At 68.5% G+C, this 24,478-nt stretch carries 24 protein-coding genes; 14 read left to right on the top strand and 10 right to left on the bottom strand.

Annotation, left to right across the window (positions count from 1 at the left end; translation table 11 throughout):
• Positions 1-50 precede the first annotated feature (50 nt).
• On the bottom strand, positions 51-1,499 hold the full coding sequence (locus tag AB0H36_RS28685) for a GH32 C-terminal domain-containing protein (RefSeq protein ID WP_360530061.1): 1,449 nt from the start codon (positions 1,497-1,499) through the stop codon (positions 51-53).
• Positions 1,496-2,563, bottom strand: a complete 1,068-nt coding sequence (locus tag AB0H36_RS28680; RefSeq protein ID WP_360530058.1) for a LacI family DNA-binding transcriptional regulator — start codon at positions 2,561-2,563, stop codon at positions 1,496-1,498. The genes AB0H36_RS28685 and AB0H36_RS28680 overlap by 4 nt, the downstream gene beginning before the upstream one ends.
• A gap of 165 nt (positions 2,564-2,728) precedes the next feature.
• Between AB0H36_RS28680 and AB0H36_RS28675 the strand changes: the two genes are divergently transcribed.
• The 9 genes from AB0H36_RS28675 to AB0H36_RS28635 all read left to right on the top strand — a co-directional run bounded on the left by AB0H36_RS28675 (position 2,729) and on the right by AB0H36_RS28635 (position 10,522).
• Positions 2,729-4,132: a sugar ABC transporter substrate-binding protein gene (locus AB0H36_RS28675; RefSeq protein ID WP_360530055.1), complete on the top strand. Its 1,404-nt coding sequence runs from the start codon at positions 2,729-2,731 to the stop codon at positions 4,130-4,132.
• Complete coding sequence (locus AB0H36_RS28670) at positions 4,132-5,064, top strand: sugar ABC transporter permease (protein ID WP_360530052.1); 933 nt, start codon at positions 4,132-4,134, stop codon at positions 5,062-5,064. The genes AB0H36_RS28675 and AB0H36_RS28670 overlap by 1 nt, the downstream gene beginning before the upstream one ends.
• Complete coding sequence (locus AB0H36_RS28665; protein WP_360530049.1) at positions 5,061-5,906, top strand: carbohydrate ABC transporter permease; 846 nt, start codon at positions 5,061-5,063, stop codon at positions 5,904-5,906. The genes AB0H36_RS28670 and AB0H36_RS28665 overlap by 4 nt, the downstream gene beginning before the upstream one ends.
• Positions 5,903-7,249: a glycoside hydrolase family 32 protein gene (locus AB0H36_RS28660; protein WP_360530046.1), complete on the top strand. Its 1,347-nt coding sequence runs from the start codon at positions 5,903-5,905 to the stop codon at positions 7,247-7,249. The genes AB0H36_RS28665 and AB0H36_RS28660 overlap by 4 nt, the downstream gene beginning before the upstream one ends.
• Positions 7,250-7,316: 67 nt before the next feature.
• Entirely contained in the window at positions 7,317-7,529 is a 213-nt protein-coding gene (locus AB0H36_RS28655; protein ID WP_360530043.1) for a hypothetical protein, read from the top strand.
• Between the two features lie 61 nt (positions 7,530-7,590).
• Complete coding sequence (locus AB0H36_RS28650; protein WP_360530040.1) at positions 7,591-7,812, top strand: hypothetical protein; 222 nt, start codon at positions 7,591-7,593, stop codon at positions 7,810-7,812.
• Positions 7,809-8,519: an SDR family oxidoreductase gene (locus tag AB0H36_RS28645; RefSeq protein ID WP_360530037.1), complete on the top strand. Its 711-nt coding sequence runs from the start codon at positions 7,809-7,811 to the stop codon at positions 8,517-8,519. Before AB0H36_RS28650 ends, AB0H36_RS28645 begins: the two co-directional genes overlap by 4 nt.
• Before the next feature lie 76 nt (positions 8,520-8,595).
• Positions 8,596-9,822 carry an XRE family transcriptional regulator gene (locus AB0H36_RS28640; RefSeq protein ID WP_360530034.1) on the top strand — a complete coding sequence of 409 codons (1,227 nt, stop codon included), beginning with the start codon at positions 8,596-8,598 and terminating at the stop codon, positions 9,820-9,822.
• A 433-nt stretch (positions 9,823-10,255) separates the two neighbouring features.
• A complete protein-coding gene (locus AB0H36_RS28635) occupies positions 10,256-10,522 on the top strand; it encodes a hypothetical protein (RefSeq protein ID WP_360530031.1) in 267 nt (88 codons plus the stop codon).
• A 161-nt stretch (positions 10,523-10,683) separates the two neighbouring features.
• Here the strand turns inward: AB0H36_RS28635 and AB0H36_RS28630 are convergent, their stop codons facing one another.
• The 6 genes from AB0H36_RS28630 to AB0H36_RS28605 form a co-directional block, all read right to left on the bottom strand.
• Complete coding sequence (locus tag AB0H36_RS28630; protein ID WP_360530028.1) at positions 10,684-11,619, bottom strand: GNAT family N-acetyltransferase; 936 nt, start codon at positions 11,617-11,619, stop codon at positions 10,684-10,686.
• Positions 11,620-12,266: 647 nt separating this feature from the next.
• Positions 12,267-13,244, bottom strand: coding sequence for a ribose-phosphate pyrophosphokinase (locus AB0H36_RS28625; RefSeq protein WP_360530025.1), 978 nt, complete (start codon positions 13,242-13,244; stop codon positions 12,267-12,269).
• A gap of 81 nt (positions 13,245-13,325) precedes the next feature.
• A complete protein-coding gene (locus AB0H36_RS28620; protein ID WP_360530022.1) occupies positions 13,326-14,351 on the bottom strand; it encodes a GntG family PLP-dependent aldolase in 1,026 nt (341 codons plus the stop codon).
• A gap of 13 nt (positions 14,352-14,364) precedes the next feature.
• Complete coding sequence (locus tag AB0H36_RS28615; protein ID WP_360530019.1) at positions 14,365-15,738, bottom strand: class II 3-deoxy-7-phosphoheptulonate synthase; 1,374 nt, start codon at positions 15,736-15,738, stop codon at positions 14,365-14,367.
• 43 nt (positions 15,739-15,781) lie between these two features.
• Positions 15,782-16,174 (bottom strand): DUF2237 domain-containing protein, encoded by a 393-nt coding sequence (locus AB0H36_RS28610; protein ID WP_360530016.1) that lies wholly within the window; start codon positions 16,172-16,174, stop codon positions 15,782-15,784.
• 37 nt (positions 16,175-16,211) lie between these two features.
• Positions 16,212-16,976, bottom strand: a complete 765-nt coding sequence (locus AB0H36_RS28605; protein ID WP_360530013.1) for a lysophospholipid acyltransferase family protein — start codon at positions 16,974-16,976, stop codon at positions 16,212-16,214.
• Positions 16,977-17,277: 301 nt separating this feature from the next.
• Between AB0H36_RS28605 and AB0H36_RS28600 the strand changes: the two genes are divergently transcribed.
• From AB0H36_RS28600 to AB0H36_RS28585, 4 genes are all read left to right on the top strand, one after another.
• Positions 17,278-18,060, top strand: a complete 783-nt coding sequence (locus AB0H36_RS28600) for an alpha/beta fold hydrolase (RefSeq protein ID WP_360530010.1) — start codon at positions 17,278-17,280, stop codon at positions 18,058-18,060.
• Positions 18,053-18,838 carry a hypothetical protein gene (locus AB0H36_RS28595; RefSeq protein WP_360530007.1) on the top strand — a complete coding sequence of 262 codons (786 nt, stop codon included), beginning with the start codon at positions 18,053-18,055 and terminating at the stop codon, positions 18,836-18,838. The genes AB0H36_RS28600 and AB0H36_RS28595 overlap by 8 nt, the downstream gene beginning before the upstream one ends.
• A 99-nt stretch (positions 18,839-18,937) precedes the next feature.
• Positions 18,938-20,167 (top strand): TIGR00300 family protein, encoded by a 1,230-nt coding sequence (locus tag AB0H36_RS28590; protein WP_360530004.1) that lies wholly within the window; start codon positions 18,938-18,940, stop codon positions 20,165-20,167.
• Positions 20,164-20,586, top strand: a complete 423-nt coding sequence (locus AB0H36_RS28585) for a nuclear transport factor 2 family protein (RefSeq protein WP_360530001.1) — start codon at positions 20,164-20,166, stop codon at positions 20,584-20,586. Before AB0H36_RS28590 ends, AB0H36_RS28585 begins: the two co-directional genes overlap by 4 nt.
• A gap of 82 nt (positions 20,587-20,668) precedes the next feature.
• Here the strand turns inward: AB0H36_RS28585 and AB0H36_RS28580 are convergent, their stop codons facing one another.
• On the bottom strand, positions 20,669-21,223 hold the full coding sequence (locus AB0H36_RS28580; RefSeq protein ID WP_360529998.1) for a hypothetical protein: 555 nt from the start codon (positions 21,221-21,223) through the stop codon (positions 20,669-20,671).
• A gap of 109 nt (positions 21,224-21,332) precedes the next feature.
• Here AB0H36_RS28580 and AB0H36_RS28575 point away from each other — a divergent pair, with 109 nt between their 5' ends.
• The gene (locus AB0H36_RS28575; RefSeq protein WP_360529995.1) at positions 21,333-22,082 is read left to right on the top strand and encodes an enoyl-CoA hydratase-related protein; all 750 of its coding nucleotides are present in this window, start codon (positions 21,333-21,335) and stop codon (positions 22,080-22,082) included.
• Positions 22,083-22,085: 3 nt separating this feature from the next.
• Here AB0H36_RS28575 and AB0H36_RS28570 read toward each other — a convergent pair whose 3' ends face one another.
• The gene (locus AB0H36_RS28570) at positions 22,086-24,434 is read right to left on the bottom strand and encodes a glycoside hydrolase family 95 protein (RefSeq protein ID WP_360529992.1); all 2,349 of its coding nucleotides are present in this window, start codon (positions 24,432-24,434) and stop codon (positions 22,086-22,088) included.
• Between the last annotated feature and the right edge of the window lie 44 nt (positions 24,435-24,478).

Genomic DNA, 24,478 nt, shown 5'->3' with positions numbered 1-24,478 from the left:
TATGCCACACCGGCAAGCGCTTACCAGCCGCCGCGAGTCGCACTCCGCGGCTAGCGGCGGGCAGCGACGGTGAGACTGCGGAGGGCGAAGGCGCCGTCCGTGACGAAGAGACCGAGGTGACCTCGGCGGTGGTCGTAGAGGCGGAAGCTCAGGGCGACGCGGTCGTCGACGACCACCTGCCCGGTCGTGCCATCGAGGATCACCTGGACGGTGTGGCTGCCGGGCGGGAGCGGGCAAGGGCGTTCGAGCTCGACCACGTGCGGGACGTCGCCGTCGACGTGCCACTGGGCCGGGCCGGTCCGCTGCCGCGGCCAGCGGTCGAAAACGATGCGGTCTCGTTGAGGCTCGAGCCGGAGTACGGCGGCTTCCTCGCCGTCAGCGCTGGAGTGCAGCAGCAGTCCAAGCGCCTGCGTGTCCGGGGCAACCTCGACCGTCAACTCGATCAGACAGCTGTCAGGCAGTGGATCGCCGATCCATGCCGCGTACCGGTCGACTGCACCTTGACCAGGCTCGGAGGCCGCATCGTCAAGCGGAGCCAGCGACACCGGATGTGGGTCGGAGTGAGCCCCCACAACCTCCGCCGGGAAACCGAACGCGAGGCTGCCGTCAGCCTCCTGACGCGCCTCCAGCACAGCCAGCGTGCCGGCCCATTCCCATCGGCCAGCATCGGATCGCCCTTGTTTTGTAGGGATCCAGCCGACGAAGAAGCGTCGCCCCTGATGGTCCACCGACTTGGCCGCGTAGAACGCTCGACCGTCCACGGTGTCGCGGCTGGGAGCCGACCAGGGGCCGTCCGGATGACGGGCAACCCGGTACCGCGTCTGGAACGCATCGCTGAACTCGGAGTACACCAGGTACCACCAGTCGCCCCACTGGAACACATCGGGACATTCCTGGGTGATGTACCGGTGCGGCTGCCACAGCGGCTCGGCGATCGTCCACTTCTGCAGATCCGGTGAGGTGAGCCGGGCGACGACACCACGCCGCCGGTCCGGCCCCTCGTCGTACCGGGCCGCCAGCACCATGTGCCACGGTTCATCGTCGGCCGTCCGGAACACGAAGGGGTCGCGCCAGTCCTGGGCCAGATACCCCGGCGGCGCGCCGAAGGTGTGGTCGGGATGCTTGGTCCACTGCGTCGGATCGCCGTCGCTGGTCGCGTGGCACACCACCTGAAAGGAACCTGCGTCTGTCCCGATGCGCGGGTTGTGGCCGGTGTAGAACAGATGCAGCCGGTCGCCGTCCGAGATCACGCACCCCGTGTAGCAGTCGAAGTCGACGGCATCCCTGTCACCGCCGTGCAGTACGACGCCGTGGTCGACGTACTGCACGAAGTCGGTGGTCGACACCAGCGCCCACGGCATCCCGGACGGTCCCGCTGCCGGGTCGTCCGGTCGCTCGTCCAGCAAGTAGAACAGCCAGATGCGGCCGGCGTGGCTGAAGGGGATGACGTCACCGACGTAGCCAGAGCGAGGCCGCCAGTGCAGGGATTCGTTGATCATGTACGACGCCCTGCCGCCGGCCGCCGGCGCCGCCGCGGCGGATCGCCGACCGACTCGCGCTCGATCAGGTCGCAGTCCACGGTGATCCGCTCGGGCGCGCCGTCGGGATCGGCCAGCACCAGCTCGCCGGCCTGGCGGCCCAGCATCAGGTGCGGCAACGCGGCCGTGGTCAGTCGCGGACGGACCTGGTCCGCGACATCAGGCTGGTCGTCGAAACCGACGATGCTGACGTCGCGCGGACAGTCAAGCCCCAGGGCGTGCAAGGCCAGCAGCGCACCGATCGCCATCCGGTCGTTGCCGCACACGAGCGCGGTCGGGCGGTGCTCCAGCACCACTTCGGATGCCAGGTCGTACCCGGAGCCGATCGAGTAGTCGCCGAACCGCTGGACCAGGTCACTCGGGCGCAGACCCGCCTCGCGAGCGGCGTCGGCGAAACCGCGCCGGCGTTCCTTGCAGGCGTAGTCGCTGCGCGGGCCGCCCAGGAAGGCCACCTCACGGTGTCCTCGGCTGAACACCGACGCAGCGGCCGCACGACCGCCGCCGTACTCGTCGGCGAGCAGCACTGTGTCGGCATGGCCTTCCTCGGGCCAGCAGTTCACGAAGATCGTCCGGATCCCGTCCAGCCGCGCGCTGCGGTGCAGCGGCTTGGGCGAGAGCGAGGCGTACAGGATCGCGGCGACCCCCTGGCCCAACAGGCTCGCCACCGCATCGTCACCCTGCCGCGGGTCGCCCGTCGTGTCGACGACCATGCAGACGTAGCCGGCCGGCTGGACGACCTGCTGGATACCGAGCACGATCAGACCGGCGTACGGCTGGGAGACGATCCCGTTGGTCACCACGCCGATCGTGTACGACCGGTTCGACCGCAGCAGCTGCGCGGCCCGGTTGGGCACGAAGTCCAACTCGGCCGCGGCTTGGAGCACCCGGCGCCTGGTCTCCTCGGCGACCGCGACGTCGCGGCGGTCGTTCAGTACGAACGAGACGGTGGGCTGCGAAACGCCCGCGCGGCGCGCGACGTCGGTCATCGTGATGCGTTTCGGCCGGCCGGCCGGATCCTTCGCCATGGTCCCCCTTCACGGTCGGCGGCACCGTCGCCGCGGTCGCACCAAATCAATATCACAGCATGGGCCAATACGTATTGCGTCCTACCGTACACCGCTGCTACCGTCGCCGGTCAATACGTATTGGGTGGCACGCCCGGGCCACCCAGCGGTCAAGGAGGCAGACCCATGACAGGCATCAATACACCCGGTAGCTCCGTCGCTCGCCGGACCCTGCTGAAGGCCGGAGTCGGCGGCCTCGGGCTGGCTGCGCTGGCCGATCTGGCCGCCTGCGGCAACAGCAGCGGCTCGTCGTCGAAGACACTCAAGATGCTGTACTTCGGCGAGCAGGCACAGGCGACGCAGCTGCAGAACCGGTTGCAGCCGGAGATCACCAAACTCGACGCGAGTATCAAGTTCGAGATCTCGGCCATCAACGGCACCGACTGGAACGACTTCCTCGCCAAGGTGCTGACCCAGATCGCGGCCGGCACCCCGCCGGACATCATCAGCGTCGCCACCGAGGGCCTGCAGCTGATGGCGTCCAAGGAACTGGCGATCCCGCTCGACGACTACGTCACCAAGGACCTGGACGCGCTGAAGACCTACTTCGCCGACATCCACCCGGCACTGGTCGAGTCGATGATGTACCAGGGACACCTGTGGGAGCTGCCGGACAGCTACAACGCCGGGAACATGTTCTACAGCACCAGCCTGTTCCAGCGGGCCGGGGTCGCTCCCCCGAGCGACGACTGGACGCTCGACGACTTCGAGTCGGCGGCGACCAAGATCGCCAAGTTCGGCGGCGTCAACGCGTTCGGCTGGGTCGTGCGGCTGTGGGGCAGCTGGACGTCGTTCATGTACGCCAACAACGCCAACCTGCTCGAGGAGGGCAAGTACGACGGCGGCGACTGGCTGTGGAACAAGGCGTACGCCGGCAACCCGGCCGCCGCGGGCCGCAAGGGCGGCTGGAAGTGGGGCGCTCCGACCGCCAACTCCGCGGGCACCGTCGAGGCGCTCGACTACATGATCCAGCTGACCAAGAAGGGACTGTCGCCGTCGCCCGACGTCGGTGGCGGCGGCACGCTGCAGGGCCTGTTCGCCTCGAACCGGATCGGCATGTCGATCGGTGGTGGGTTCTGGGCCGGCGGCCTGACCAACGCGGGGATGAAGAACGGCAGCTTCGACGTCACGATGTTCCCGAAGTGGAAGAGCCAGCGGCACCTGTTCGGCGCCGGCGGCTACGCCATCTTCAAGTCGTCCAAGAAGAAGGACCTCGCCTGGGAGGTCCTGAAGCTGATGGTGCGGCCCGAGTCGTTCGACCTGGTCTTCCCCGGGAACGTGACCACGCCCGGCCGCAAGTCCCTGGTGACGGCCGAGCGGTACGCCAAGACCGGCCCGAAGCACTGGTCGGTGTTCTACGACACGCTGACCAAGCACCCCGAGACGGCGCCCATCCCGGCCCCGCCGTACTACAACGCCCTGGCGACGGCGCTCAACCAGCGCACCACCCAGGCGATCTCCTCCGGCGACGCCAAGGCGGCCCTGGACGGGTTGCAGGCCGACCTCGAGAAGGCCGCAGGAGCCAGCTGATGTCCGCCGCCACCGCAGAGCTGCGGGCCACCGCGTCGAGGCGGCGAAGGCATCCCTCCTCCTACCGCGAGGCACCCTTCGGCTTCGCGATGATCGGCCTGTCGGTCCTGTTCGTCGCGGTGTTCACCGCCATCCCGATCGTCGCCTCCCTCGGCCTGTCGTTCTTCTCCTGGGACGTCATCTCCGCACCGCAGTTCGTCGGGCTGGAGAACTACCAGCGGCTGTTCGAGGACGGACCGGTGCTCAAGTCCTTCGGCGTGACGCTCGGGATGTCGCTGGCCATCGTCGTACTGCAGCTGACCATCGGTCTCGGCCTGGCGGTCCTGGTCAACCAGCGCGAGCTGGTGTGGGTGCGGACCCTGTTCCGTACTGCGTTCTACCTGCCGTTGCTGGCCTCGACCGCCGCCGTGTCGATCTTCATGGGCTACCTGTTCGACTACAAGTTCGGGGTCGTCAACTACTACCTCGGGCTGGTCGGGATCTCGAACGTGCCCTGGCTGACCAGCGGGTTCGGCGCAGCCACCACCATCGTCCTGATCACCGTGTGGCAGCAGGCCGGGTTCACCTTCGTCCTGTTCGTCGCTGCGCTGATGTCGGTCCCCACGGACGTCCAGGAGGCCGCGCAGATCGACGGGGCCGGCGCCGTGCGCACCCTGTTCCGGATCAAGATCCCGCTGATCAGCCCGACCATCCTGTTCGCGGCGGTGGTTGCCCTGATCAACGCGATGCAACTGTTCGACCAGCCGTACATCATGACCAAGGGCGGACCGGGGTCGGCGACGACGACGGTGACGATCTCGATGTACCAGAAGGGGTTCCAGAACCTGGAGTTCGGGTACGGCTCGGCGATCGCGATCGTCCTGCTGGCGGCGATCCTGGCCATCACCGGACTCCAGTTCCTCGCGGCCCGGAAGTTGGTGTTCTACCAATGAGCACAGTGCACAGGACCGGGCCGGTCGCCCGGATCGGCCGGACCGCCGGCATCGTGGTGCTGGTCGTCGCGGCAATGATTGCCCTCGGCCCGTTGCTCTGGACGGTCACCACGTCGCTGCGGACGCCGGCCGAGGCGTTCACCAACCCACCGCAGTGGATCCCGACGAATCCGGACTTCTCCAACTACAGCGCGGTGTTCGACCGGATCCCGATCGGCCGGTTCTTCGTCAACAGCGTGATCGTGACCGCGCTGATCGTGGTCGGCCAGACCATCACCTGCACGCTGTCGGGGTATGCATTCGCGATGGTCAGCTTCCCGGGCCGCTCGGTGATCTTCGGGATCTTCCTGGCCACCATGATGGTGCCGCTGCAGACGATCATCATCCCGGTGTTCGTGATCATCCGGTACCTCGGACTGTCGGACAGCCCGATGTCCTTGGTGGTGTCGGCGCTGGGCAGCGCGTTCGGCACGTTCCTCATGCGCCAGTACTTCATGCAGATGCCCAAGGAGCTCGGGGAGGCGGCCCGGATCGACGGGGCCGGCCACTTCCAGACGTTCCTGCTGGTCTACGCCAAGATGGCCGGTCCGGCGATCGCCACCCTCGCGATCCTGAACTTCTCCGGCTTCTGGGCTGAGTTCTACCGGCCGCTGATCTTCCTGCAGAGCCAGGACAACTTCACGTTGCCGCTCGGCCTGGTCGGGCTGCAGGGAAACCTCGGCACCGGATCGATCTCGGTGGTGCTCGCGGGCGTCGTGCTCGCCATCCTGCCGAGCGTAGTGCTGTTCATCTTCGCGCAGAGATACTTCATCGCTGGCATCACGGCAGGAGCTTCCCGTTGACCCGAACCCGATCCGCGACCCAGACTGCCGGCGCGGTGACACACCTCCGCCCGGCCTTCCACGTCCGGCCGCCGCGCGGATACCTCAACGACCCGAACGGCCCGATCGAGGCGGGCTCCGACGTACATCTGTACTTCCAGTACCGGCCGACGCTCGACATGGACGTGCCGGTCGAGTGGGGGCACGCCACCTCGTCCGACTACGTGCGCTGGACCCTGCACCGACCGGCGATGGCTCCACATCCCGGCGGGCTGGACACTGACGGCTGCTGGTCCGGCAACACCGTGTGGGACGGCGACCGGATCCGGGCCTTCTACTCGGGACGAGTGGACGGTCTCCCGTACCAGTCGGTGCTCACCGCCGTCTCGGACGACGGCGGCCGCACGTTCGGACCGCCCAGCCAGGCGGTCCCCGATCCGGCGCCGGCCGAGCAGGCGATCATGTTCCGCGACCCGTTCGTTTGGCGCGAGGACAACACGTGGTGGATGGCGGTCGGCGTCGGGTACGCCGGTCGAGGGGCCAGCATCCGGCTCTACCGGTCGGCCGATCTGCGAACCTGGACGACCGAAGACGACTTGGCCGAACTGCCCCGAAGCCACGCCGGTGGTGATGACACCGGCGCTGCCTGGGAATGTCCGCAGATCCTCACTCTCGACGGCAGGCGGATTGCCGTCGTCTCGTCCTGGTCGCCCGAGGGTGGGCCGAACCAGGTGCTGTCGTTCGATGTCGCCGTACCGACGTTGCCGCATCGGGTCGACCACGGCACCAACTTCTACGCAGCCTCTGCTTTGCGCGACAGCCGCTTTGGGCAGCTGCTCTTCGGCTGGCTGACCGAAGGGCGCGACAAGCTGGGCTGGACCGACGGATGGGCAGGCGTCATCTCACTCCCCCGGGTCGTCCGGCTCGGTGCGGACGGCTCGCTCCGCAGCGCACCGGTCCCGACCGTCGACACCCTGCGGATCGGCTCCGGGTCCCCCGCCGACGGCGTGACCACAGGCGCCCAGTGCGAGATCGAAGTACCGGACGGATCAGGGCGGGTGGTCGTGCACTTCGACGAGTACGAACGGCTCGAGATCGAACTGGACCCGGTCGCCGACACCCTCACGATCGACCGCGGCCAGGCCAGCCTCGACGCCCATGCCCACGACGGACGAATGCAGGCAACCCAGGCCTTCGACCCGACGTCGGACCGCCCGGCCGCGCGGATCTTCATCGACGGCTCGGTGGTCGAGGTCTTCACGAGCGGCGGCCGCGCACTGAGCACTCGCGTCTATCCCACCACCCCACCACCCTGGAGAATCGAGGCCCCACCGACCGCACGCCACTGGTCACTCGCCCCCTGAGGCTGAAATTGTCGGTGCTGCGGTCGATGATCGGAGTATGGGTCAGGGTGGTCGGCGGTCGGTCTGAATGGCCGAGTTCCGCCGGACTGTCAGGCTGTCCGGTGGTCCCGGTCACGGCCAGGTCTTCTACGTCGAGGACTGGGAGGAACGTCGTCGCGCGGCGCGGCGAATGGGGCGGACCGCCGAGGACATCCAAGGCTGGGCGCTCGCCTACCGACCGGCCGGCGACGGGACCGACGTCTGGATCTGGAGTGACCCCGCCGGCGGGCGCGGCCGTTAGAGCGGCACGTTGTCGGCGGGGTCTGATAGATCTACCTGCGGATGACCAGGTTGGAGGACGGATGCGGTTCACCCAGGCTTTCGAGATCACTCAGTGGGAGCAAGCGGCGTACGACGAAGCGGGCGAGCTCCAGCTCGGTCGCGCGAGGGTCGGCAAGACCTTCGGCGGCGGCGATCTCGACGGCACCAGCTCGGCCGATGGCGACCTGACCGGCGTCACCGGCACCGTCGTCTACGAACACGACGAACAGGGCGCTCGCATCACGGTTGACTACGACCTATGACCGACCGTGGCAAGGTCGCGCTGGTGACCGGCGGCAACAAGGGCATCGGCTTCGAGGTGGCCCGGCAGTTGGCCCAGCTGAACCACCGAGTGGTGATCGGATCGCGTGACGAGGAGCGCGGCCGGACAGCCGCCGAGAAACTCCGCTCCGAGGGCGCGGACGCGTCGTACGTCGTCCTGGACGTCAGCGACCCTGACAGCGTCACGGCCGCGATCCAGCAGCTCGCGCGTCTCGACGTACTGATCAACAACGCCGCCACCGCCCCACCCGAAGGCCCGCCGAGCGAGGTTCCGCTCGACGTCCTCAAACGAACCTACGACACCAACGTCTTCGGCCTGGTAGCCGTCACACAGGCCGCCCTCCCGCTACTACGCAAGTCCGAAGCCGGCCGAATCGTCAACCTCTCCTCCGGCGCCGGCTCCCTCACCATCGTCAGCCGCCCCGACTGGCGCCCGGAGTGGAACGGCCTCGCCTACAACACCTCGAAAACCGCCGTCAACGCCATAACTGTCGCCTTCGCCACCGAACTCAGAAAAACCCCGATCAAAGTCAACGCAGTAAACCCCGGCTACACCAAAACCGACATGTCCCCCACGGCCACCCGCCCCGCCACCCAAGCCGCCACCGTCGTCGTCCACTACGCCACCCTCCCCCCTGACGGCCCCTCCGGCACCTTCCAAGACGAATCCGGCCCAATCCCCTGGTAGCGCTCAGCGGCCCGAGACGGAGTTGAGTCACGTGAATAGGCGATGTATCCTCTTATTCACATGAGAGGAGGCTGGCATGTTCTGGGACGAGGAAGCGGCCCGCCAGGGCGTTGCAGGGCAGACCGTCGACGCGGAGGCGCAGTTTGACGCCGGCGGGTTCGGTGCGCGCCTTCGCGATGCACGCCTGGCCGCGAACCTGTCGCAAATCGACATGTCCAAGCTCCTTGGCGTGTCACAGGCCACCTACTCGCGGATGGAGAACGGACGGATCGAACCGAGCAGGGTGACCTCAACCCTCCTTGAACGTGCCTCACAGGCTGTGAGTCGGTCGATGGCATGGCTCTTGCTGGGATCTCCGGTCCGAGCCCGAGTCCGGTTGGCGGCGCGACGAACCGACGAGCAGGACGTCCGCATTCGGGCCGAGCGGGCGCTGGGGCTAATGGAGCTCGATGCAGAGCTCGACGATGTCGCCGAGTTCACGGATCTAGGGCCGCGGGTCGTTGACGACCCCGTCTGGCAACGGTTTGTGCAGCCTATGACGCACGCGTCGCGCCGGCAGGGCAAGGAACGAGCCGAACATCTTCGAGAGGCCCTTGGTCTGGGGGTCGAACCCCTGGACGACGTCCCTGCGGTCTTGGAACACAACCTTGGGGTCGACGCTGCGGTTCTGGATTTCCCCGACGGCCTCTCGGCTGTGGCCGCCTTCGACGACGAGCGAGCGCTGGCTTTCCTTGCCGTTTGTGCATCGGAACCGTGGGTCCGTCAGCGCTTCAGCTTCGCACACGAGCTCGCACACGTCTTGTTCGCTGATGGTCACGCTTACGACCACGACCACCGGCACTCACCGACCGAGATGCGCGCGGAGAAGTTCGCGCAGAACTTCCTGATCCCTGAGGCCGGCGTTCGCGCGTGGATGACCGAACAGCAGTACGAGCCGAACGATCGCGTGACTCGCAATGACGGCTGCCGCCTGGCCGACCTGTACGGCGTCTCACCGACAACGGCGTGGATTGCGTTGGCAGACATCGGCGCCGCCCCGAAGGAGCAGGCGCCGACCAGCGCCAGCGCGGCCGTTGTCGCCGGGACGCTGGCGCGCCACCAGACACGAGAGCGGAGTTGTCACGCCGAACGGGTGCCAACGCGCGTCGAGTCTCGCATCCTTGAGGCATTCCGCTACGGATTCTTGTCGGCTGATGCCACAGCGAACGCTCTGGGCCAGGATCCGGACATACTGAGCGAAGCACGCGCGATCGTCGACGGGCCCCGGACCGGGGAAGCGTCCGACGTCCCAAGCCCCGCGTGAGCAAAGAAGGCGCCGAGCCCGCCGCCGTCCCCGCCATTGCGCGTCAGCCGCTGAACATCCTCGACGCGGTGTGCGTTCTGTACTTCGCAGCATCCGGACAACTGAGCCTGCTCGTCGACATCCTCACGACGGCCAACTACAGGATCCTGCTACCCACCGAGGTACTGAGTGAGGTCCGCGACAAGGCCAAGGGCAACGGCTGGAACATCAGCGCTCTCGACTACTACCTCCGCGGCGCCTCCGACGCCTGCATCGTCGAGATTCCCGAGATGAGCGCCGCGGAGCCTGAGGCCGCGACACTGCTCGCTCAGGTCCGGTCCCGCCACCCGAACATCATGGCAGGACGCACCAAGAGCAACAGCAGCGAAGACCTAGGCGAATGCGTCGTCGTTACCACGGCGTTCTCGCTCGCCGACGCGGAATGGATGTGGTCGTGTCCATCGACGACCTCAAGGGGCAGCGCCTCGCCGCCCGCCACCAGCTCACGACGTTCACAATCGAGGACGCGTTCTCACTCGCGATGCAACATGATGTCCTCGACACTCTCAACGCCCGCAAGGCCTACGACAAGCTGCTCCCCTACGGCGATTCCTTACCTAGCTGGGACGCAGAACTCAAACCGCGCCTCAAGCGCGAACGCGCAGCTCGCAAACGCACGGAAGCCGAGGCGAAGGCACTTCACAAGGGCGACGAGAAGTAGCCCTGACGCCCGCTTCGCTGTCCTCGTCCGGAGCGCTGAACGGTCATCGGCCATCCACGTCGCAACGAGCGTCCACTCGCCGATCCTGAGAGAGAAGTAGGGCGAAAGCCACGCAGAGCGGGACCCACCCAACGTCTCCGGCAGGTCGCTGGCGTGCCGACTCAACCTGCAGACTGCGATGCAGGACGCGTTCGCCGGAGCATCGCGGTGAGGATCGGGTCGTCGACGGACGGCTGTTGTGTACTGATCCGCTCGTAACCCCAGGATTCGTAGAGTGCCTTGACCTTCCTGTCACCGTTCAGCGCGTTGACCAGCAACGAGACCTGGGCCTCGGGACGATCGCGGAGAAGCTCGTCATGAATCAGCCGGGCGATCCCCTGACCCCGCCACGGCTTGCGCAGCATGATCTCCTTCACCGCCACGGTCGGCGTTTCGGTGCAGCCGTCAGGAAGCGGCGTGGTCATCCGGCGCCACCAGCGGTCGTCGGGCGTGAGCGAGTTCGCGTACGCAAACCCCACCGGATCTTCCGCGTCGTAGCCGATGACAACCTCCCAGCCGGGATCTGATGCGTGCCGGGCGAGCTGTTCTCCGAATCGCTCGACCGAGTAGTGCGGGAGATGAAGTTGATCCGCACGTACGTCGGCATACACCTCGATCAGCGTGTTCCACACGTCGTCGATCACGGTGGAGTGGCGCAGGGCAATACCGTCAGGGGTCACAGAAGCTTCCTCAGTGAGTCGTGTGCGTAATGGGCCCAGGCGGTTGCCGGGTGGCTGGATGACGCAGCGATCTGCAGTGCGCTGCCGGATGGCGCCGCGCAGCATCACACTGCGGACTTCGCCTCTCTCATACGAGGCTCGATCGGGTTCTCGTCTGCGACGACCAACTGCCACCGGATTCGCTCGAGACGGACATTGAACCAGGATCTCTGCCGCGACGTGCAGGTTCAGAACGGCCTGCTCGAGCGCGCTCGGCTCCGGAATCCGTAGCGAGCGGGTGGCAAGATCGAGGAACTCGAGCCCGTTTCGCAATGAGTACGAAGTCAAATCGGTGGTGCCGGAACTAGTGAGCCGACGGTAGCCGCTCGCCGCCTCCAAACCTACCCATTTCTGGGGCGCCCTCGCTAAGGGACGCAGGCCAACTGGTATTCAGCGCACTGACGTGAACGCCTTCCCGGTTCCCTTGCCAATAGGACGTTGCCACGCTCACGCTCATCACAATCGGGTTGACCGCGGGCGCCAAGTGTCGCCTTCGGGCGGCAATCCACAGACGTCGGCGGTAGCCGACCGCCCCCGGCGGTAGCCGAAGGATGTGCCGGCGATGAGCTGGCGGGTCATCCGACGCGCTGGTGTGGATCGTGACTTGGCTGGACTGCGGCCGGAGCCGAGGTGGCGAGCCATCAGCACCATCGATCACGCTCGGCTGGGAATCAGCGGTTGGGGGAATCAGGCCCGCTTCGCCATCGTCGAACTCAAGGCGCGTGGTTAAGAGACGCATTCCGTGCGGTCACGACCGTCGCAGTCCGCTTGACCACGAGCGCCGGCCGAGTAGTCGCGGCGGGCGATAGCCCGCAGGTCCCGGCGATAGCCGGAAGAGCCCGGCGGTAGCCGGGGAGGATGCACCGGCGGTACGCCGGGGGTGGGTGGGAGCGGGCGTAGTGGGCGCCGGGAGGAGCGGAGCGACGAAAGGCGGCCGCGTAGCACGCGTGGGTCGGACCATGCGCAGTACGCGTGGGGTGGAGCAGTTAGAACGGGAGTTTGGGTTGGGGTGGGGCGTGGGTGGGGTCTACGCCGTCGAAGAGGCTGCTGACGGATTCGCCTTCGTGGATTCGTTTGATGGCTTCGGCGAAGAGGGTGGAGACGGAGCTGACCTGGAGTTCGGGGAAGCCGGGTGGGCGGGGGACGGTGTCGGTGCTGATGACCTCGGTGACCGAGGGGTGGGAGCGGAGGCGCTCGACTGCGGGGCCGGCGAAGAGGCCGTGGGTGCAGGCGACGGCGGCCTGGGTGCAGCCGAGGTCTTTGAGGCGGTCGAGGAGCTCCATGATCGAGCCGCCGGTGGCGATCTCGTCGTCGAGGATGATGGCTCGCTTGCCGGACACGTCGCCGACGATGGCGTCGATGACGACGCGGTCATCGGCCATCCGCTGCTTGCTGCCCGCGGCGACCGGCAGGCCGAGCAGGCGGGCGAACTGGGTCGCGGTCTTCGCGTTGCCGAGATCCGGGCTGACGACGACGGTGTCGCTGAGGTCGCGGCCGCGGAAATGGTCGGCGAGTACGCCGATCGCGGTCAGGTGGTCGACCGGGACCGAGAAGAATCCGTGCACCTGCGGCGCGTGCAGCGCCATCGTCAGGACACGGTCGACGCCGGCCGCGACCAGGAGGTCGGCGACCAGGCGGCCGCCGATCGAGATGCGGGAGGCGTCCTTCTTGTCGGAGCGCGCGTACGCGTAGTGCGGCATCACCGCGGTGATCTGCTGCGCGGAGGCGCCGCGCGCGGCGTCGATCATCAGGAGCAGCTCCATCAGGTGCTCCTGGGTCGGTGGCACCAGCGGCTGGACGATGTACACGTCCCGCTGCCGGCAGTTGACCTGCAGCTGGACCTGTAAGCAGTCGTTGCTGAACCGATGGATCTCGACCGGTGAGAGCGCTACGCCGAGATCGGCACAGATCCGCTCCGCCAAACCAGTGTGGGCACTTCCGCTGAACACGACGATCTCTCGCACGGCTCTCCCCGAATGCTGCCGACCCGACAACCGCAGCCTATCTCGCCGAACAGCAAGCTCGTGCCAGCGCCTGTGGACAACTCAGGTGTCGAGCACGCGCGCCAGCGTCTCCGCGGCGGCGCGGCAGTCCTCGGTGGAGGCGTCGAGGTGCGTGACGACCCGCAGCTGGGTCGGCCCGACGCCGCCTACGAGTACGCCGGCCGCGCGAGCGCCCTCGACGACCTCAGGCACCGACTTGCCGGTGGCGGCGAGGTCGGCGACCACGATGTTGGTCTCGACCTGGTCAGGCTTGACCGAGCCGGGCGCGGCATCGGCCAGTACGTCGGCAATCAGCCGAGCGTTGGCGTGGTCCTCGGCCAGCCGCTCCACGTTGTGCTCGATCGCGTACAACCCGGCCGCAGCCAGTACGCCGGCCTGTCGCCAGCCCGCACCGAGACGCTTCCGCCACACCCGCGCCTCACGGATCAGCTCGACAGAGCCCACCAGGACGGAGCCGACCGGCGCGCCGAGCCCCTTGGACAGGCAGACGCTGGCAGCGGCAGCCCGGGACGCGTACGACGCCATCGACACACCCGACGCGACCGAGGCGTTCCACAGCCGTGCACCGTCGAGGTGGAGCGGCAGGCCACGGGCATCGAGCTCGTCGGCCAGCGCGTCGTACGCGTGCTGGATGGCGCCGCCGCCGAAGTTGTGGGTGTTCTCGACCGAGACGGCTGCGGTCGGCACGAAGTAGGCGCCCAGGTCAGCAGCGATCAGCGCGCGGATCTGCTCCAGGTCGATCTGGCCGGCCGGCGCGCTCCAGGTTCGCGTGGTGACGCCGCTGACGGCCGCGTGCGCGCCGAGCTCGGCCCGGGCGATGTGGGCGCTCGCCTCGCACAGGACTTCCGCGCCCGGCGGCACGAGCGCACGGACGCCGAGGATGTTGGCGAGTGAACCGGTCACCGTGAACAGACCCGCCTCGTGACCGAGCAGGTCCGCGACGGTCTCCTCGAGCCGGTTGATCGTCGGGTCCTCGCCGTACACGTCGTCGCCGAGCGGTGCCGAAGTCATCGCGGCGAGCATCCCCGCCGACGGGCGGGTGACGGTGTCCGACCGGAGATCGATCATGCAGGCACCCAGATCATGCTTGGGCGCCGCGGAGCCGCTCCGCGACCAGGAAGGCGAGCTCGAGCGACTGGTGCCGGTTCAGCCGCGGGTCGCAGGCGGTCTCGTAGCGGTTGACCAGGTCCTCCGCGACCAGCTCCTCACCGCCGCCCAGGCACTCGGTCACGTCGTCGCCGGTCAGCTCGATGTGCATCCCGCCCGGCCAGGTCCCGACCTGCTCGTGCGCGTCGAAGAAGCCCTGGACCTCGTGCATGACGTCCTCGAAGTTGCGGGTCTTGTACCCGTTCGGCGTCTCGAAGGTGTTGCCGTGCATCGGGTCGCAGACCCACGCGATCGGCGAGCCGTGGTCGCGGACCGCCTCCAGCAGCGGCGGCAGCGCCTCGCGGATCTTGCCGGCGCCCATCCGGGTGATGAAGGTCAGCCGGCCCTCGACACCCTTCGGGTTCAGCTTGTCGATCAGGGTCCGGATGTAGTCCGGCGTGGTGGTCGGGCCGATCTTCACGCCCAGCGGGTTCGACAGCGAGGCCAGGAACTCGACATGCGCGCCGTCCAGCTGGCGGGTCCGCTCCCCCACCCACAGCAGGTGGCCGGAGACGTCGTACGGCAGCTCGGTGCGGGAGTCGATCCGGGTCAGCGCGTGCTCGTACTCCAGGATCAGCGCCTCGTGCGAGGCGTAGAAGTCGACGGTGTGGAACTCCTCCGAGTTCGCGCCGCAGGCCCGCATGAAGGCGAGCGCGCGCTCGATCTCGGAGGCGAGCCGCTCGTACTTCTGCCCGACCGGGGACGACTTCACGAAGTCGGTGTTCCAGGCGTGCACCTGGTGCAGGTCGGCGTACCCACCGGTGGTGAACGCGCGGGTCAGGTTCAGCGTCGCCGCGGCCGCGTTGTAGACCCCGCGCAGCCGCCGCGGGTCCGGGATCCGCGCCTCGGGGCTGAACTCGAGCCCGTTGACCGCGTCGCCCCGGTACGACGGCAGCGTGACGCCGTTCCGGGTCTCCTCGCCGGAGCTGCGCGGCTTGGCGTACTGGCCGGCGATCCGGCCCACCTTCACCACCGGCACGCTCGCGGCGTACTGCAGTACGACGGCCATCTGCAGCAGCACCCGCAGCTTGGCCCGGATGTTCTCCGCGGTCACGCCGTCGAAGGTCTCCGCGCAGTCGCCGCCCTGCAGGATGAATGCCTCGCCGCGGGCGACCGCACCGATCTTCGTGGTCAGGTCGTCGCACTCACCGGCGAACACCAGCGGCGGCAACGTCCGCAGCTCGCCCATCACCTGGTCCAGCACCGCCGAGTCCGGCCACTCCGGCTGCTGCAGCGGCTTCAGCGCCCGCAGCTCGTCCAGGCTCGGCACACCGGGCACTTCCCCCGCAGTCAACGTCGCGAATTGCATGGCCCCAACTCTAGGCCAGCGCCCACGACCACCCGTGACCGTCTCAGGTCAGCGCGCTGAGATCCGGAGGTACGTCGACAGCGTGCTCCCGCAGCACCGCCAGCGGGATGGTGTCCAGCGACCGAGAATGGGTCGACGCCAGTACGACGGGAGCCGCAGCGCCCTCGTGGTACGCCTGCAACCAGCGGACCGCGACCACGCACCAGCGGTCACCCGGCTTCAGGCCGGGAAAGTGGAACTCGGGGCGCGGGGTCACCAGGTCGTTCCCGACCGAGACCTGATGGGCGAGGAACTCCGCCGTCATCACCGCGCAGACCGTGTGGCTGCCGAGGTCCTCCGGGCCGCTCGTGCAGCAGCCATCACGGTAGAACCCGGTGACCGGGTCGGTACCGCACTCCTCCAGCGGCTCGCCGAGGACGTTCAGGTCGCTCTCCATGCCGACCATCCTCACCCGCCGGGCGGGCAACCGGGCGTCAGCTCGCCTTGGTGTCGCCGAGCCGGACGTGCTCGTCGACCGACTCGCCGGCCTTGATCAGCTCCTTGGCCTTGTCGGCGTACATGTCGACGTACTCCTGGCCGGACAGGTCCATCAGCGCGTACATGATCTCGTCGGTGACCGAGCGCAGTACGAACCGGTCCCGCTCCATGCCCTCGTAGCGGGAGAAGTCCAGCGGCTTGCCGAACGCGACGCCCGGGCGGACCAGCCGCGGCAGCCGGCGGCCCTTCTCCCGGTAGAACCAGTTCGGCCAGACCTTGCCGGGCGGCTGCAGCTTCTCGGTGTTGATCATCGCCACCGGAATCACCGGCACGCCGGCCACGATCGCCATCCGGGCCACGCCGGTCTTGCCCTTGTAGAGCCGGCCGTCGGGCGAGCGGGTGCCTTCGGGGTAGATCCCGAACAGGTCACCCTTCTGCAGGATCTCCAGGCCGGTGTTCAGCGCGGCCAGCGAGGCGCGGCCGCCGGAGCGGTCGATCGGGATCTGGCCGACCGACCGGAAGAAGGTCGCGACCAGCTTGCCTTTGAGGCCGGGGGCGGTGAAGTACTCCGACTTCGCCGGGAAGACGATCTGGCGAGGCACCGCGACGGGCAGGAAGATCGAGTCGCAGAAGGCCAGGTGGTTGCTCACCAGCAGGGCCGGTCCGGTGGCCGGGATGTGCTCGAGCCCGGTGACCTTGGGGTGGAAGAACAGCTTCACCAGTGGCGCAACCAAGAACCGTCTGAGGAACAGGTACAGCATTCGCCTCGACCTCCGTCACTCGCCCGACACGCCAACCACCGGCCATCCTCGGCCCGTACCTCGTCCGGCACCAGTGTCCTCCGGTGGCGACGGTCACGACAGCTCCGGCGTCCACCGTCGGTGCAGGACATTACGTTCCAGCTTCCTCCTCAGGCAATGTCACCGCCAGGAATGTCCGTGTTGCTCACCGTGTTGTCACCTGGATGCAGACTGGATGCAGCCCAGATGCGACCATTGGCCTGCGGTGGGCGTGCTACCTGCCAGACCGCCTGTGAGGACCATGACCGGCGAGGAGTCGACCGTGCCAGTGCAACCCCATGCCGAGGAGTTCCGCAGCCCGGGAGCCGGGCCGAACGCCGCCGTCGGGGTGCTGCTCAGCCATGGCTTCACCGGCTCGCCGCGGTCGATGCGCCCGTTCGGGGAGCACCTGGCGGCCGAGGGGTACGGCGTCGCCGTGCCGCGGCTGCCCGGGCACGGGACGAGCTGGCAGGAGATGAACAAGACCGGCTGGCCCGACTGGTACGCCGTACTGGACAACGAGCTGGAGCGGTTGCGCAAGGAGCACGACCAGGTGTTCCTGGCCGGGCAGTCGATGGGTGGCTGCCTGGTGCTGCGGCTGGCCGAGCAGCACGGGACCGACGTTTCCGGTCTGGTCCTGATCAACCCGTCGGTGCAGACCGACGACAAGCGGCTGGTGCTGCTGCCGGTGCTGTCGCGGCTGGTGCCGTCGTTCCCGGGGGTCGCGAACGACATCAAGAAGCCGGGCGTCGACGAGGGCGCGTACGACCGGATGCCGCTGCGGGCGCTGCGCTCGCTGTCGCAGTTGTGGCAGCTGACCCGGGACGATCTGGCGAAGGTCACACAGCCGGTGCTGATGTTCCGCAGTACTGTCGATCACGTGGTGGAACCGAGCTCGGGGCGCACCGTGCTGGCCTCGATCTCGTCCCGCGACGTGACCGAGACCCTGCTCGAGGACAGCTATCACGTGGCAACTCTGGACAACGACGCACCGCGGATCTTCGCGGACTCCGCAGCCTTCATCCGGCGCCTGAGCGCAGTCGGAGAGCAGGTCGCCGATGCGTGACAACGGCCTCACCGCCACCGACTACACCTCGCTGGGCAGCATCGACCCCCTGGTCGCCGACCCGGTCCTGACCGCCCTCGCCGAAGCCGGCATCGCCGCGTACTGCGGGACTCCCGGCGAGTCCCGTACGGCGGAAGCAGCCGAGACCGACGGCCGTACGGCGGACCCGGTGGAGGTCGGCGCCGAGGCAGAGGTGAACGAGAAGCCCGAGGCGCCCGCGAAGGCCGAGGAACCGGTTCGGGTGCCGGCCGGCTTCGAGGAGATCTTCGTGGATTCGGGGGCAGTGGAACGGGCTCGGCCGGTGATTGCCCGCAGTACCGAGGATGCGGAGTGGAAGTCGCTGGTCGAGCAGTTCAACGCGCCGTCGGCGCCGGGGCACGACGGTGGCGAGACGCCGGTGCCGCGGTGGCCGGCCAGTGAGGACGTCGACGAAAAGTACGAGCCACTGATCGATGTGCCGGCCGGGCTGGACGCGGCCGAGGAGAAGGACGACGAGGAGGAGGCGCGGCCGGTCCGGAAGGCGGACGACCCGCACGACCACTACGTCCCGCCGGAGCCGCCGCGCGGCCCGCGACTGGACTGGATCAGCCGGCTCGCCTGGCTCGGCCTGCTCGGCGGCCCGCTGCTGCTGATCGCCGCGGCGGTGCTCGACTTCGGCACCGGCCGGATCACCACGATCGCGGTGGTCGGCTTCATCGCCGGCTTCCTCACCCTGGTGATCCGGATGAAGGACCGGCTCCCCCCGGACGACACCGGCGACGACGGCGCTGTGGTCTAGACCCTGGACCGCACTCCGGGCCGGGTGAAGCATTTGTCACACCGGCACGCTAGAGTGCGGATCGTCGGACAATCCGACGAACACCGAGGGAGGTAACCCGTGCAGGTCACCGAGACCGTCGAGATCACCGGCCACCTGATGGACTCCGGGCTGCTGTCCCGCGTCCTGGACGACATCCGCGGGTACGGCGGCGAGTACACGCTGGACCGGTTCGACCTCGGCTACGACAAGGACGACCCTTCCACGGTCCGGATGACGGTCGGCGCGGAGGACGAGGAGTCCCTGCAGCGACTGCTGATGCGGATCCAGACCAAGGGCGCGAACCTGGTCGACCCCGGCACGCCGGAGATCACCGAGGTGTCCCAGGACGGGGTGTTCCCGGACGGCTTCTACTCGACCACCAACCTGCCGACCAGCGTCCGGCTCGGCGGCCACTGGGTCGCGGTGCAGAACCCGGAGATGGACTGCGGCCTGCTCGTCGAGGGCGAGACCGTGCGGACCATCCCGATGTCCGACGTGAAGGCCGGGATGAAGATCATCACCAGCGCCCAGGGCGTCAAGGTGATCCCGCCGATCGCGGTGAACACCGAGGAGGGGTTCGGCTTCATGGAGTCGGACGTCTCCAGCGAGAAGCCGCAGCGGGTGCTGGTCAAGCAGGTCGCGGACGGGATGCGCGAGGCCAAGGCGAACGGCCAGAAGGTGCTCTGGGTCGGCGGCCCGGGCATCGTCCACACCGGCGCCGCGCCGGCCATGGTGGCGCTGGTCGAGGCCGGTTTCGTCGACATCCTGTTCGCCGGGAACGCGCTGGCCACCCACGACATCGAGTCGTCGCTCTACGGTACGTCGCTCGGCGTCGACCTGGCCCGTGGTCGCGGGGTGGAGCACGGCCACGAGCACCACATCCGGGCGATCAACACGATCCGCAAGGCCGGCTCGATCGCGGCCGCGGTGGAGCAGGGAGTGCTCACCTCCGGCGTGATGCACGCGCTGGTGAAGATGGGCAAGACGTTCGTGCTGGTCGGGTCGGTGCGTGACGACGGGCCGCTGCCGGACGTCTACACCGACGTACTGGAAGGCCAGCGGGCGATGCGGGCCGAGCTGCCCGGCGTCGGCTACTGCCTGATGGCCGCGACCATGCTGCACTCGGTTGCCACTGGCAACATCCTGCCGGCGTCCATCCCGCTGACCTGCGTCGACATCAACCCGGCCACCGTGACCAAGCTGGCCGACCGCGGCTCGTCCCAGGCCCGCGGCATCGTCACCGACGTCGGGCTGTTCGTCGAGCACCTCGCTCGTGAACTGTCGCCCGCGTACGCTGACGGCAAATGAGCCAGAGCTTCGAAACGTTCCTGCGGGAGTACGAGAGGGCGAACACCGCGTTCGTCAACGGCGACGTCTCGTTGTGGCTGCCGCTGGTGTCGCGCAGCGAGCAGACCTCGATCTTCGGCGGTTTCGGCGGCCTCGAGGTCGGCTGGTCCCAGGTCGGGCCGCGGTACGAGTGGGCGGCGGCGCAGTTCCGGCCGAGTGCCGCGCGGGTCGAGTTCGAGTACCTGGAGAAGCACGTCAGCACGGACACGGCGTACTACGTCGCGATCGAGCGGTGCACGGTCGAGTACGTGCACCGGCCCGAGCCGATCCCGCACGTCCTCCGGGCGACCATGGTCTTCCGCCGCGAGGACGGCGACTGGAAGATCGCGCACCGGCACGCCGACCCGCTCGGCCCGGCCTCGCCGCCAGCGGCCTCCTGACCCAGTCTCGCCGGCCGCGCACCTCACCCAGCCGCCCTCGACGACGCACCTCACGGACCGCCGGCCCAGGGGGCGGTGGGTTTCAGTAGCCGCGACCAGTGCCCTGCGTGCGGGCGGCCGACCGCGGTCCCCAGGTCTTCGCGGTGTCTTCGGCCCGCACAACCTGCTCCCCACGATCGTCCACACCCGGACCTCGCGGGTCGCGCGCCATCTCCCCACCGAGATGCCGCCCGTGCCGAACGGTGTGCGCCAGCTGCTCACTGAACTCGAGGACGGAATCGATCTCGTCGTCGACGCTGAAACGCCCCAGAGTCTGGTGTCCCTGGGCCGCGTGATCGTGCCGGACGACCACCGCGGACGCGTAGGTCTCCCCCGGCTTGATGTAGGCGGAGTCCTTGTCCGGTGTCACCAACAGGTTCTTGTACGGCGTGGACGAACTGCGGCCGACGACGTACAAGTAGCCGTCGTCGTACTTCTTCTCCTCGTGGAAACCGCCACCGCGTCGGGAGCCGAACTCGTCCGCTCGCCCGTTCTCGCTCTCGCAGGTGGCTCGCACGGCGTCGATGAGCTCCTGGCCGGTGACCGGCCGGTCGAACTTGACGGTTTTCATGGCAACCGACTCACTCAGGTCGATCACGTCACTCCTTCGTCAGTGTTGTCGAGCGGTCGATCGTAGTAGCCCATGGAGGCCACCGAAGGCGGTTCGGGTCACAGCGGTCGGCAGGTGGACAGGGCAGGATGGCCTCATGACGGAACTGGTGCATCTCGAGGTGGCCGACGGCGTGGCGACGATCACCCTGGACTCGCCGCACAACAAGAACGCGCTCTCGCAGCAGCTCACCGGCGAGCTGCTCGGGCGGCTGGAGACGGCGGGCGGCGATGACGCGGTCCGGGTGATCGTGATCCGGTCGGCGCTGAACGTGTTCTGCTCGGGCGCCGACCTGTCCGAGGCGACCACGGTCGGGATGGGCGTCGGCGCGCAACGGATGGTCGACGTCCAGCGGGCGATCGTGGCCAACCCCAAGCCGGTCGTCGCCCGCGTCGCCGGACCGGTCCGGGCCGGCGGGATCGGGATCGTCGCGGCGGCCGACATCAGTGTCGCGGCGTCCGACTCGACCTTCGCGCTCACCGAGGTCCGGCTGGGTCTCGCCGCGGCGACGATCTCGCTGACCGTCATCCCTAGGCTCACGGACCGCGCCGCGTCGTACACCTTCCTCACCGGCAACGGGTTCGACGGGCTGGAGGCGGCGCGGCTCGGGCTGGTAACGCTGACCGTTCCCGAGGCCGAGCTCGACTCCGCGGTCGGCACGGTCCTGGAGTCCCTGCTGAAGGGCGTGCCGCAGGGGCTGCGGGAGACCAAGAAGCTGCTCAACCGCGAGCTGCTCGCCGACATCGATGCCCGTGGCAAGGACCTCGCCGAGCTCTCGGCCGGGTTGTTCGGCTCCCCGGCCGCTCAGGAGGCGATGCTCGCCTTCCTCAACCGCCGGAAGAGCTGAGGCTCAACCGCCGGAAGAGCTGAGTTCCAGTCTGTGTACGGCGCCCGCCGTCAACGTGACCGGGATGCGTTGGTCGCCGTACCGGACGATGCGTTGCTGGTCGCGGCTCGTGGTGAGCACGGCCTCCACGCCGGACGGTGACCAGGCGAGGTTGACCGTCACTCCCCCGCGCGCCCGCAGCCCGGTCACGCGCCCGGTCGCCCACTCGGCCGGTACGGCGGGCAGCAGCTCGAGCTCCCCGGTGTGGCTCTGCAGGAGCATCTCGGCGATCCCGGCCGTGGCGCCGAAGTTCCCGTCGATCTGGAACGGCGGGTGGGCGCAAAACAGGTTCGGATAGACGCCGGCTCCGGCGCCGACGTAGTCCGTGCCTGTCTCGTGGGCGGGCGTGAGGAACGCCCGGACCAGCCGGTGCGCGCCGGCGGCGTCGCGGAGCCGGGCCCGCAGGTTGATCTTCCAGGCCAGCGACCAACCGGTGGCCCGGTCGCCGCGCAGGTCGAGGGTCCGGGCTGCCGCGGCCGCGAGGGCCGGCGTGGCGTCGGGGGTGATCGAGTCGCCGGGATGCAGGCCGATCAGGTGCGACATGTGCCGGTGGTGCGGGTCCTCCTCGGGCAGGTCGGCGGCCCACTCCTGCAGTTGCCCTTGGCCACCGATCGGCGGGTCCGGGATCCGCTTGCGGGCTGCGGCGAACTGCTCGACCAGCGGGTCGGACAGCTCGAGCGCTTCGGCCGTGAGCTCGCAGCGGTGGAACAGGTCGGAGATGAGTGCGAGGTCCATCGTCGACGAGACGGTGACCGACGCGGGCCCGCTGTCGGCGAGGTAGGTGTTCTCCGGTGAGGTCGACGGCGACGTGCCCAGGCTGCCGTCGGGCCGCTCGACCAGCCAGTCCAGGCAGAACTCCGCCGCGCCACGCAGGATCGGCCAGGCCCGCTCCAGGAAGTCCAGGTCGCCGCCGAACGCGTAGTGGTCCCACAGATGCCGGACCAGCCACGCGCCGGCCATGGGCCAGTTGGACCAGCTCGGCTTGCCCGCGACCGGGATCGTCCAGCACCAGGCGTCCACGTTGTGGTGAGCGACCCACCCACCACACCCGTACCGCTCCTTCGCCGTACGGCGTCCTGCCTCGGCGAGGTGGCCGAGGAAGTCGAGCAGTGGCTCGTGGCACTCGGGCAGGCTGGTGGTCTCGGCCGGCCAGTAGTTCATCTCGGTGTTGATGTTGACCGTGTAGTTCGAGCTCCACGGTGGCTGCAGGATGTCGTTCCAGATGCCCTGCAGGTTGGTCGGCAGGCCGCCCGGTCGCGAGGCCGCGATCATCAGGTAGCGGCCGTAGTTGAACACCAGCGCTGCCAGCGCCGGATCGTCACCGTGCCTGGACAGCCGCACGTCGGTGGGCAGATCCGCTACGTCCGCAAGACCGGTCAGCTCGAGGGACGCGCGGCGGAACAGCTCTTGGTGATCCCGGGTGTGCTCGGCGACCAGTTCGGCGTACTCACGGCCGAGGGCCGCGGTGACTTTCTCGTCGGCCTGGGCGAGGCATTCCTCGGCCGTGCGGCTGGGTGGGGTCGACGGACCGTCGTACCCGGTGGCCGTGGAGAGGACCAGGGTGAGCTCGGTGGCGTGGCTGATGGTGAGGGCGGTGTCGGTCGCCGTCACCTCGCCGTCGGTCCGGGTGCGGAGGGCGATGGCCGCTGCCATGCCGCGGTCGGCGCCGTCGGAGTAGCGGACCGGATCGACCGCGTCGCGGCTCGGCGGGGCGACGTTCGCCGGCGCCTGCAGGAGTAGGCCGAGCCCGTTGGGGATTGCATGCGGTCGTGACTGCAGCTGCGAGGTCAGCCGCGCGGTCAGCGTCACCGGTTGCGAGGCAGTCAACCGCAGTACGAGCACTCCGGCCGGCGCGCTCACGAAGACGTCTTGCCGGACCTCAACCCCGCCGACCTCGTATGACGCCGTCGCCGTCGCAGTGTCGAGATCAAGAATCCGCCCGTACTGCGTCGCGTCGTCCGACGTCGGCGTGGCGTCGCCGACCTGAAGATCGAGCAGCAGGTCGCCTAACGGCATGTAGGCCTGCGAATGGCCGGCCTGGAACCCGCGGACCAACTCGTGCGCCCGCTCGATCTCCCCGGCCGCAAGCGCAGCCCGCGCCTCGTCGACCGCCTCGGCCCCGGTGGCGCCGAGCGGCATGGACAGCAACCGCGCCGTCTCCGGGCTCCCCGACCAGCAGGTCTCGTCGTTGAGGGCGATCCGGTCCGCCCCGACCGCACCGAAGCACATCGCCCCGATCTGCCCGTTCCCGAGCGGCAACGCCTCCACCCACTCCCCCGCCGGCCGGTCGTAGTACAGCCGCTGCGCCGTCACACTGCCTCCCGGAACAGATCCTATGAATCCCCGGGATCCTAACG

Origin of the sequence: Kribbella sp. NPDC050820 (assembly GCF_040653975.1) — a bacterium.
In the GTDB taxonomy this organism is placed as follows: Bacteria; Actinomycetota; Actinomycetes; order Propionibacteriales; family Kribbellaceae; genus Kribbella.
This window is presented reverse-complemented; position numbering and strand designations above follow the sequence as displayed.

What these genes read in the sequence shown, in the direction of transcription:
- AB0H36_RS28685 (WP_360530061.1), bottom strand. Translation starts at nt 1,499, where the DNA reads ATGATCAACGAATCCCTGCACTGGCGGCCTCGCTCTGGCTACGTCGGT.
- AB0H36_RS28680 (WP_360530058.1), bottom strand. Translation starts at nt 2,563, where the DNA reads ATGGCGAAGGATCCGGCCGGCCGGCCGAAACGCATCACGATGACCGAC.
- AB0H36_RS28675 (WP_360530055.1), top strand. Translation starts at nt 2,729, where the DNA reads ATGACAGGCATCAATACACCCGGTAGCTCCGTCGCTCGCCGGACCCTG.
- AB0H36_RS28670 (WP_360530052.1), top strand. Translation starts at nt 4,132, where the DNA reads ATGTCCGCCGCCACCGCAGAGCTGCGGGCCACCGCGTCGAGGCGGCGA.
- AB0H36_RS28665 (WP_360530049.1), top strand. Translation starts at nt 5,061, where the DNA reads ATGAGCACAGTGCACAGGACCGGGCCGGTCGCCCGGATCGGCCGGACC.
- AB0H36_RS28655 (WP_360530043.1), top strand. Translation starts at nt 7,317, where the DNA reads ATGGCCGAGTTCCGCCGGACTGTCAGGCTGTCCGGTGGTCCCGGTCAC.
- AB0H36_RS28650 (WP_360530040.1), top strand. Translation starts at nt 7,591, where the DNA reads ATGCGGTTCACCCAGGCTTTCGAGATCACTCAGTGGGAGCAAGCGGCG.
- AB0H36_RS28645 (WP_360530037.1), top strand. Translation starts at nt 7,809, where the DNA reads ATGACCGACCGTGGCAAGGTCGCGCTGGTGACCGGCGGCAACAAGGGC.
- AB0H36_RS28640 (WP_360530034.1), top strand. Translation starts at nt 8,596, where the DNA reads ATGTTCTGGGACGAGGAAGCGGCCCGCCAGGGCGTTGCAGGGCAGACC.
- AB0H36_RS28620 (WP_360530022.1), bottom strand. Translation starts at nt 14,351, where the DNA reads ATGATCGATCTCCGGTCGGACACCGTCACCCGCCCGTCGGCGGGGATG.
- AB0H36_RS28615 (WP_360530019.1), bottom strand. Translation starts at nt 15,738, where the DNA reads ATGCAATTCGCGACGTTGACTGCGGGGGAAGTGCCCGGTGTGCCGAGC.
- AB0H36_RS28610 (WP_360530016.1), bottom strand. Translation starts at nt 16,174, where the DNA reads ATGGAGAGCGACCTGAACGTCCTCGGCGAGCCGCTGGAGGAGTGCGGT.
- AB0H36_RS28605 (WP_360530013.1), bottom strand. Translation starts at nt 16,976, where the DNA reads ATGCTGTACCTGTTCCTCAGACGGTTCTTGGTTGCGCCACTGGTGAAG.
- AB0H36_RS28595 (WP_360530007.1), top strand. Translation starts at nt 18,053, where the DNA reads ATGCGTGACAACGGCCTCACCGCCACCGACTACACCTCGCTGGGCAGC.
- AB0H36_RS28585 (WP_360530001.1), top strand. Translation starts at nt 20,164, where the DNA reads ATGAGCCAGAGCTTCGAAACGTTCCTGCGGGAGTACGAGAGGGCGAAC.
- AB0H36_RS28575 (WP_360529995.1), top strand. Translation starts at nt 21,333, where the DNA reads ATGACGGAACTGGTGCATCTCGAGGTGGCCGACGGCGTGGCGACGATC.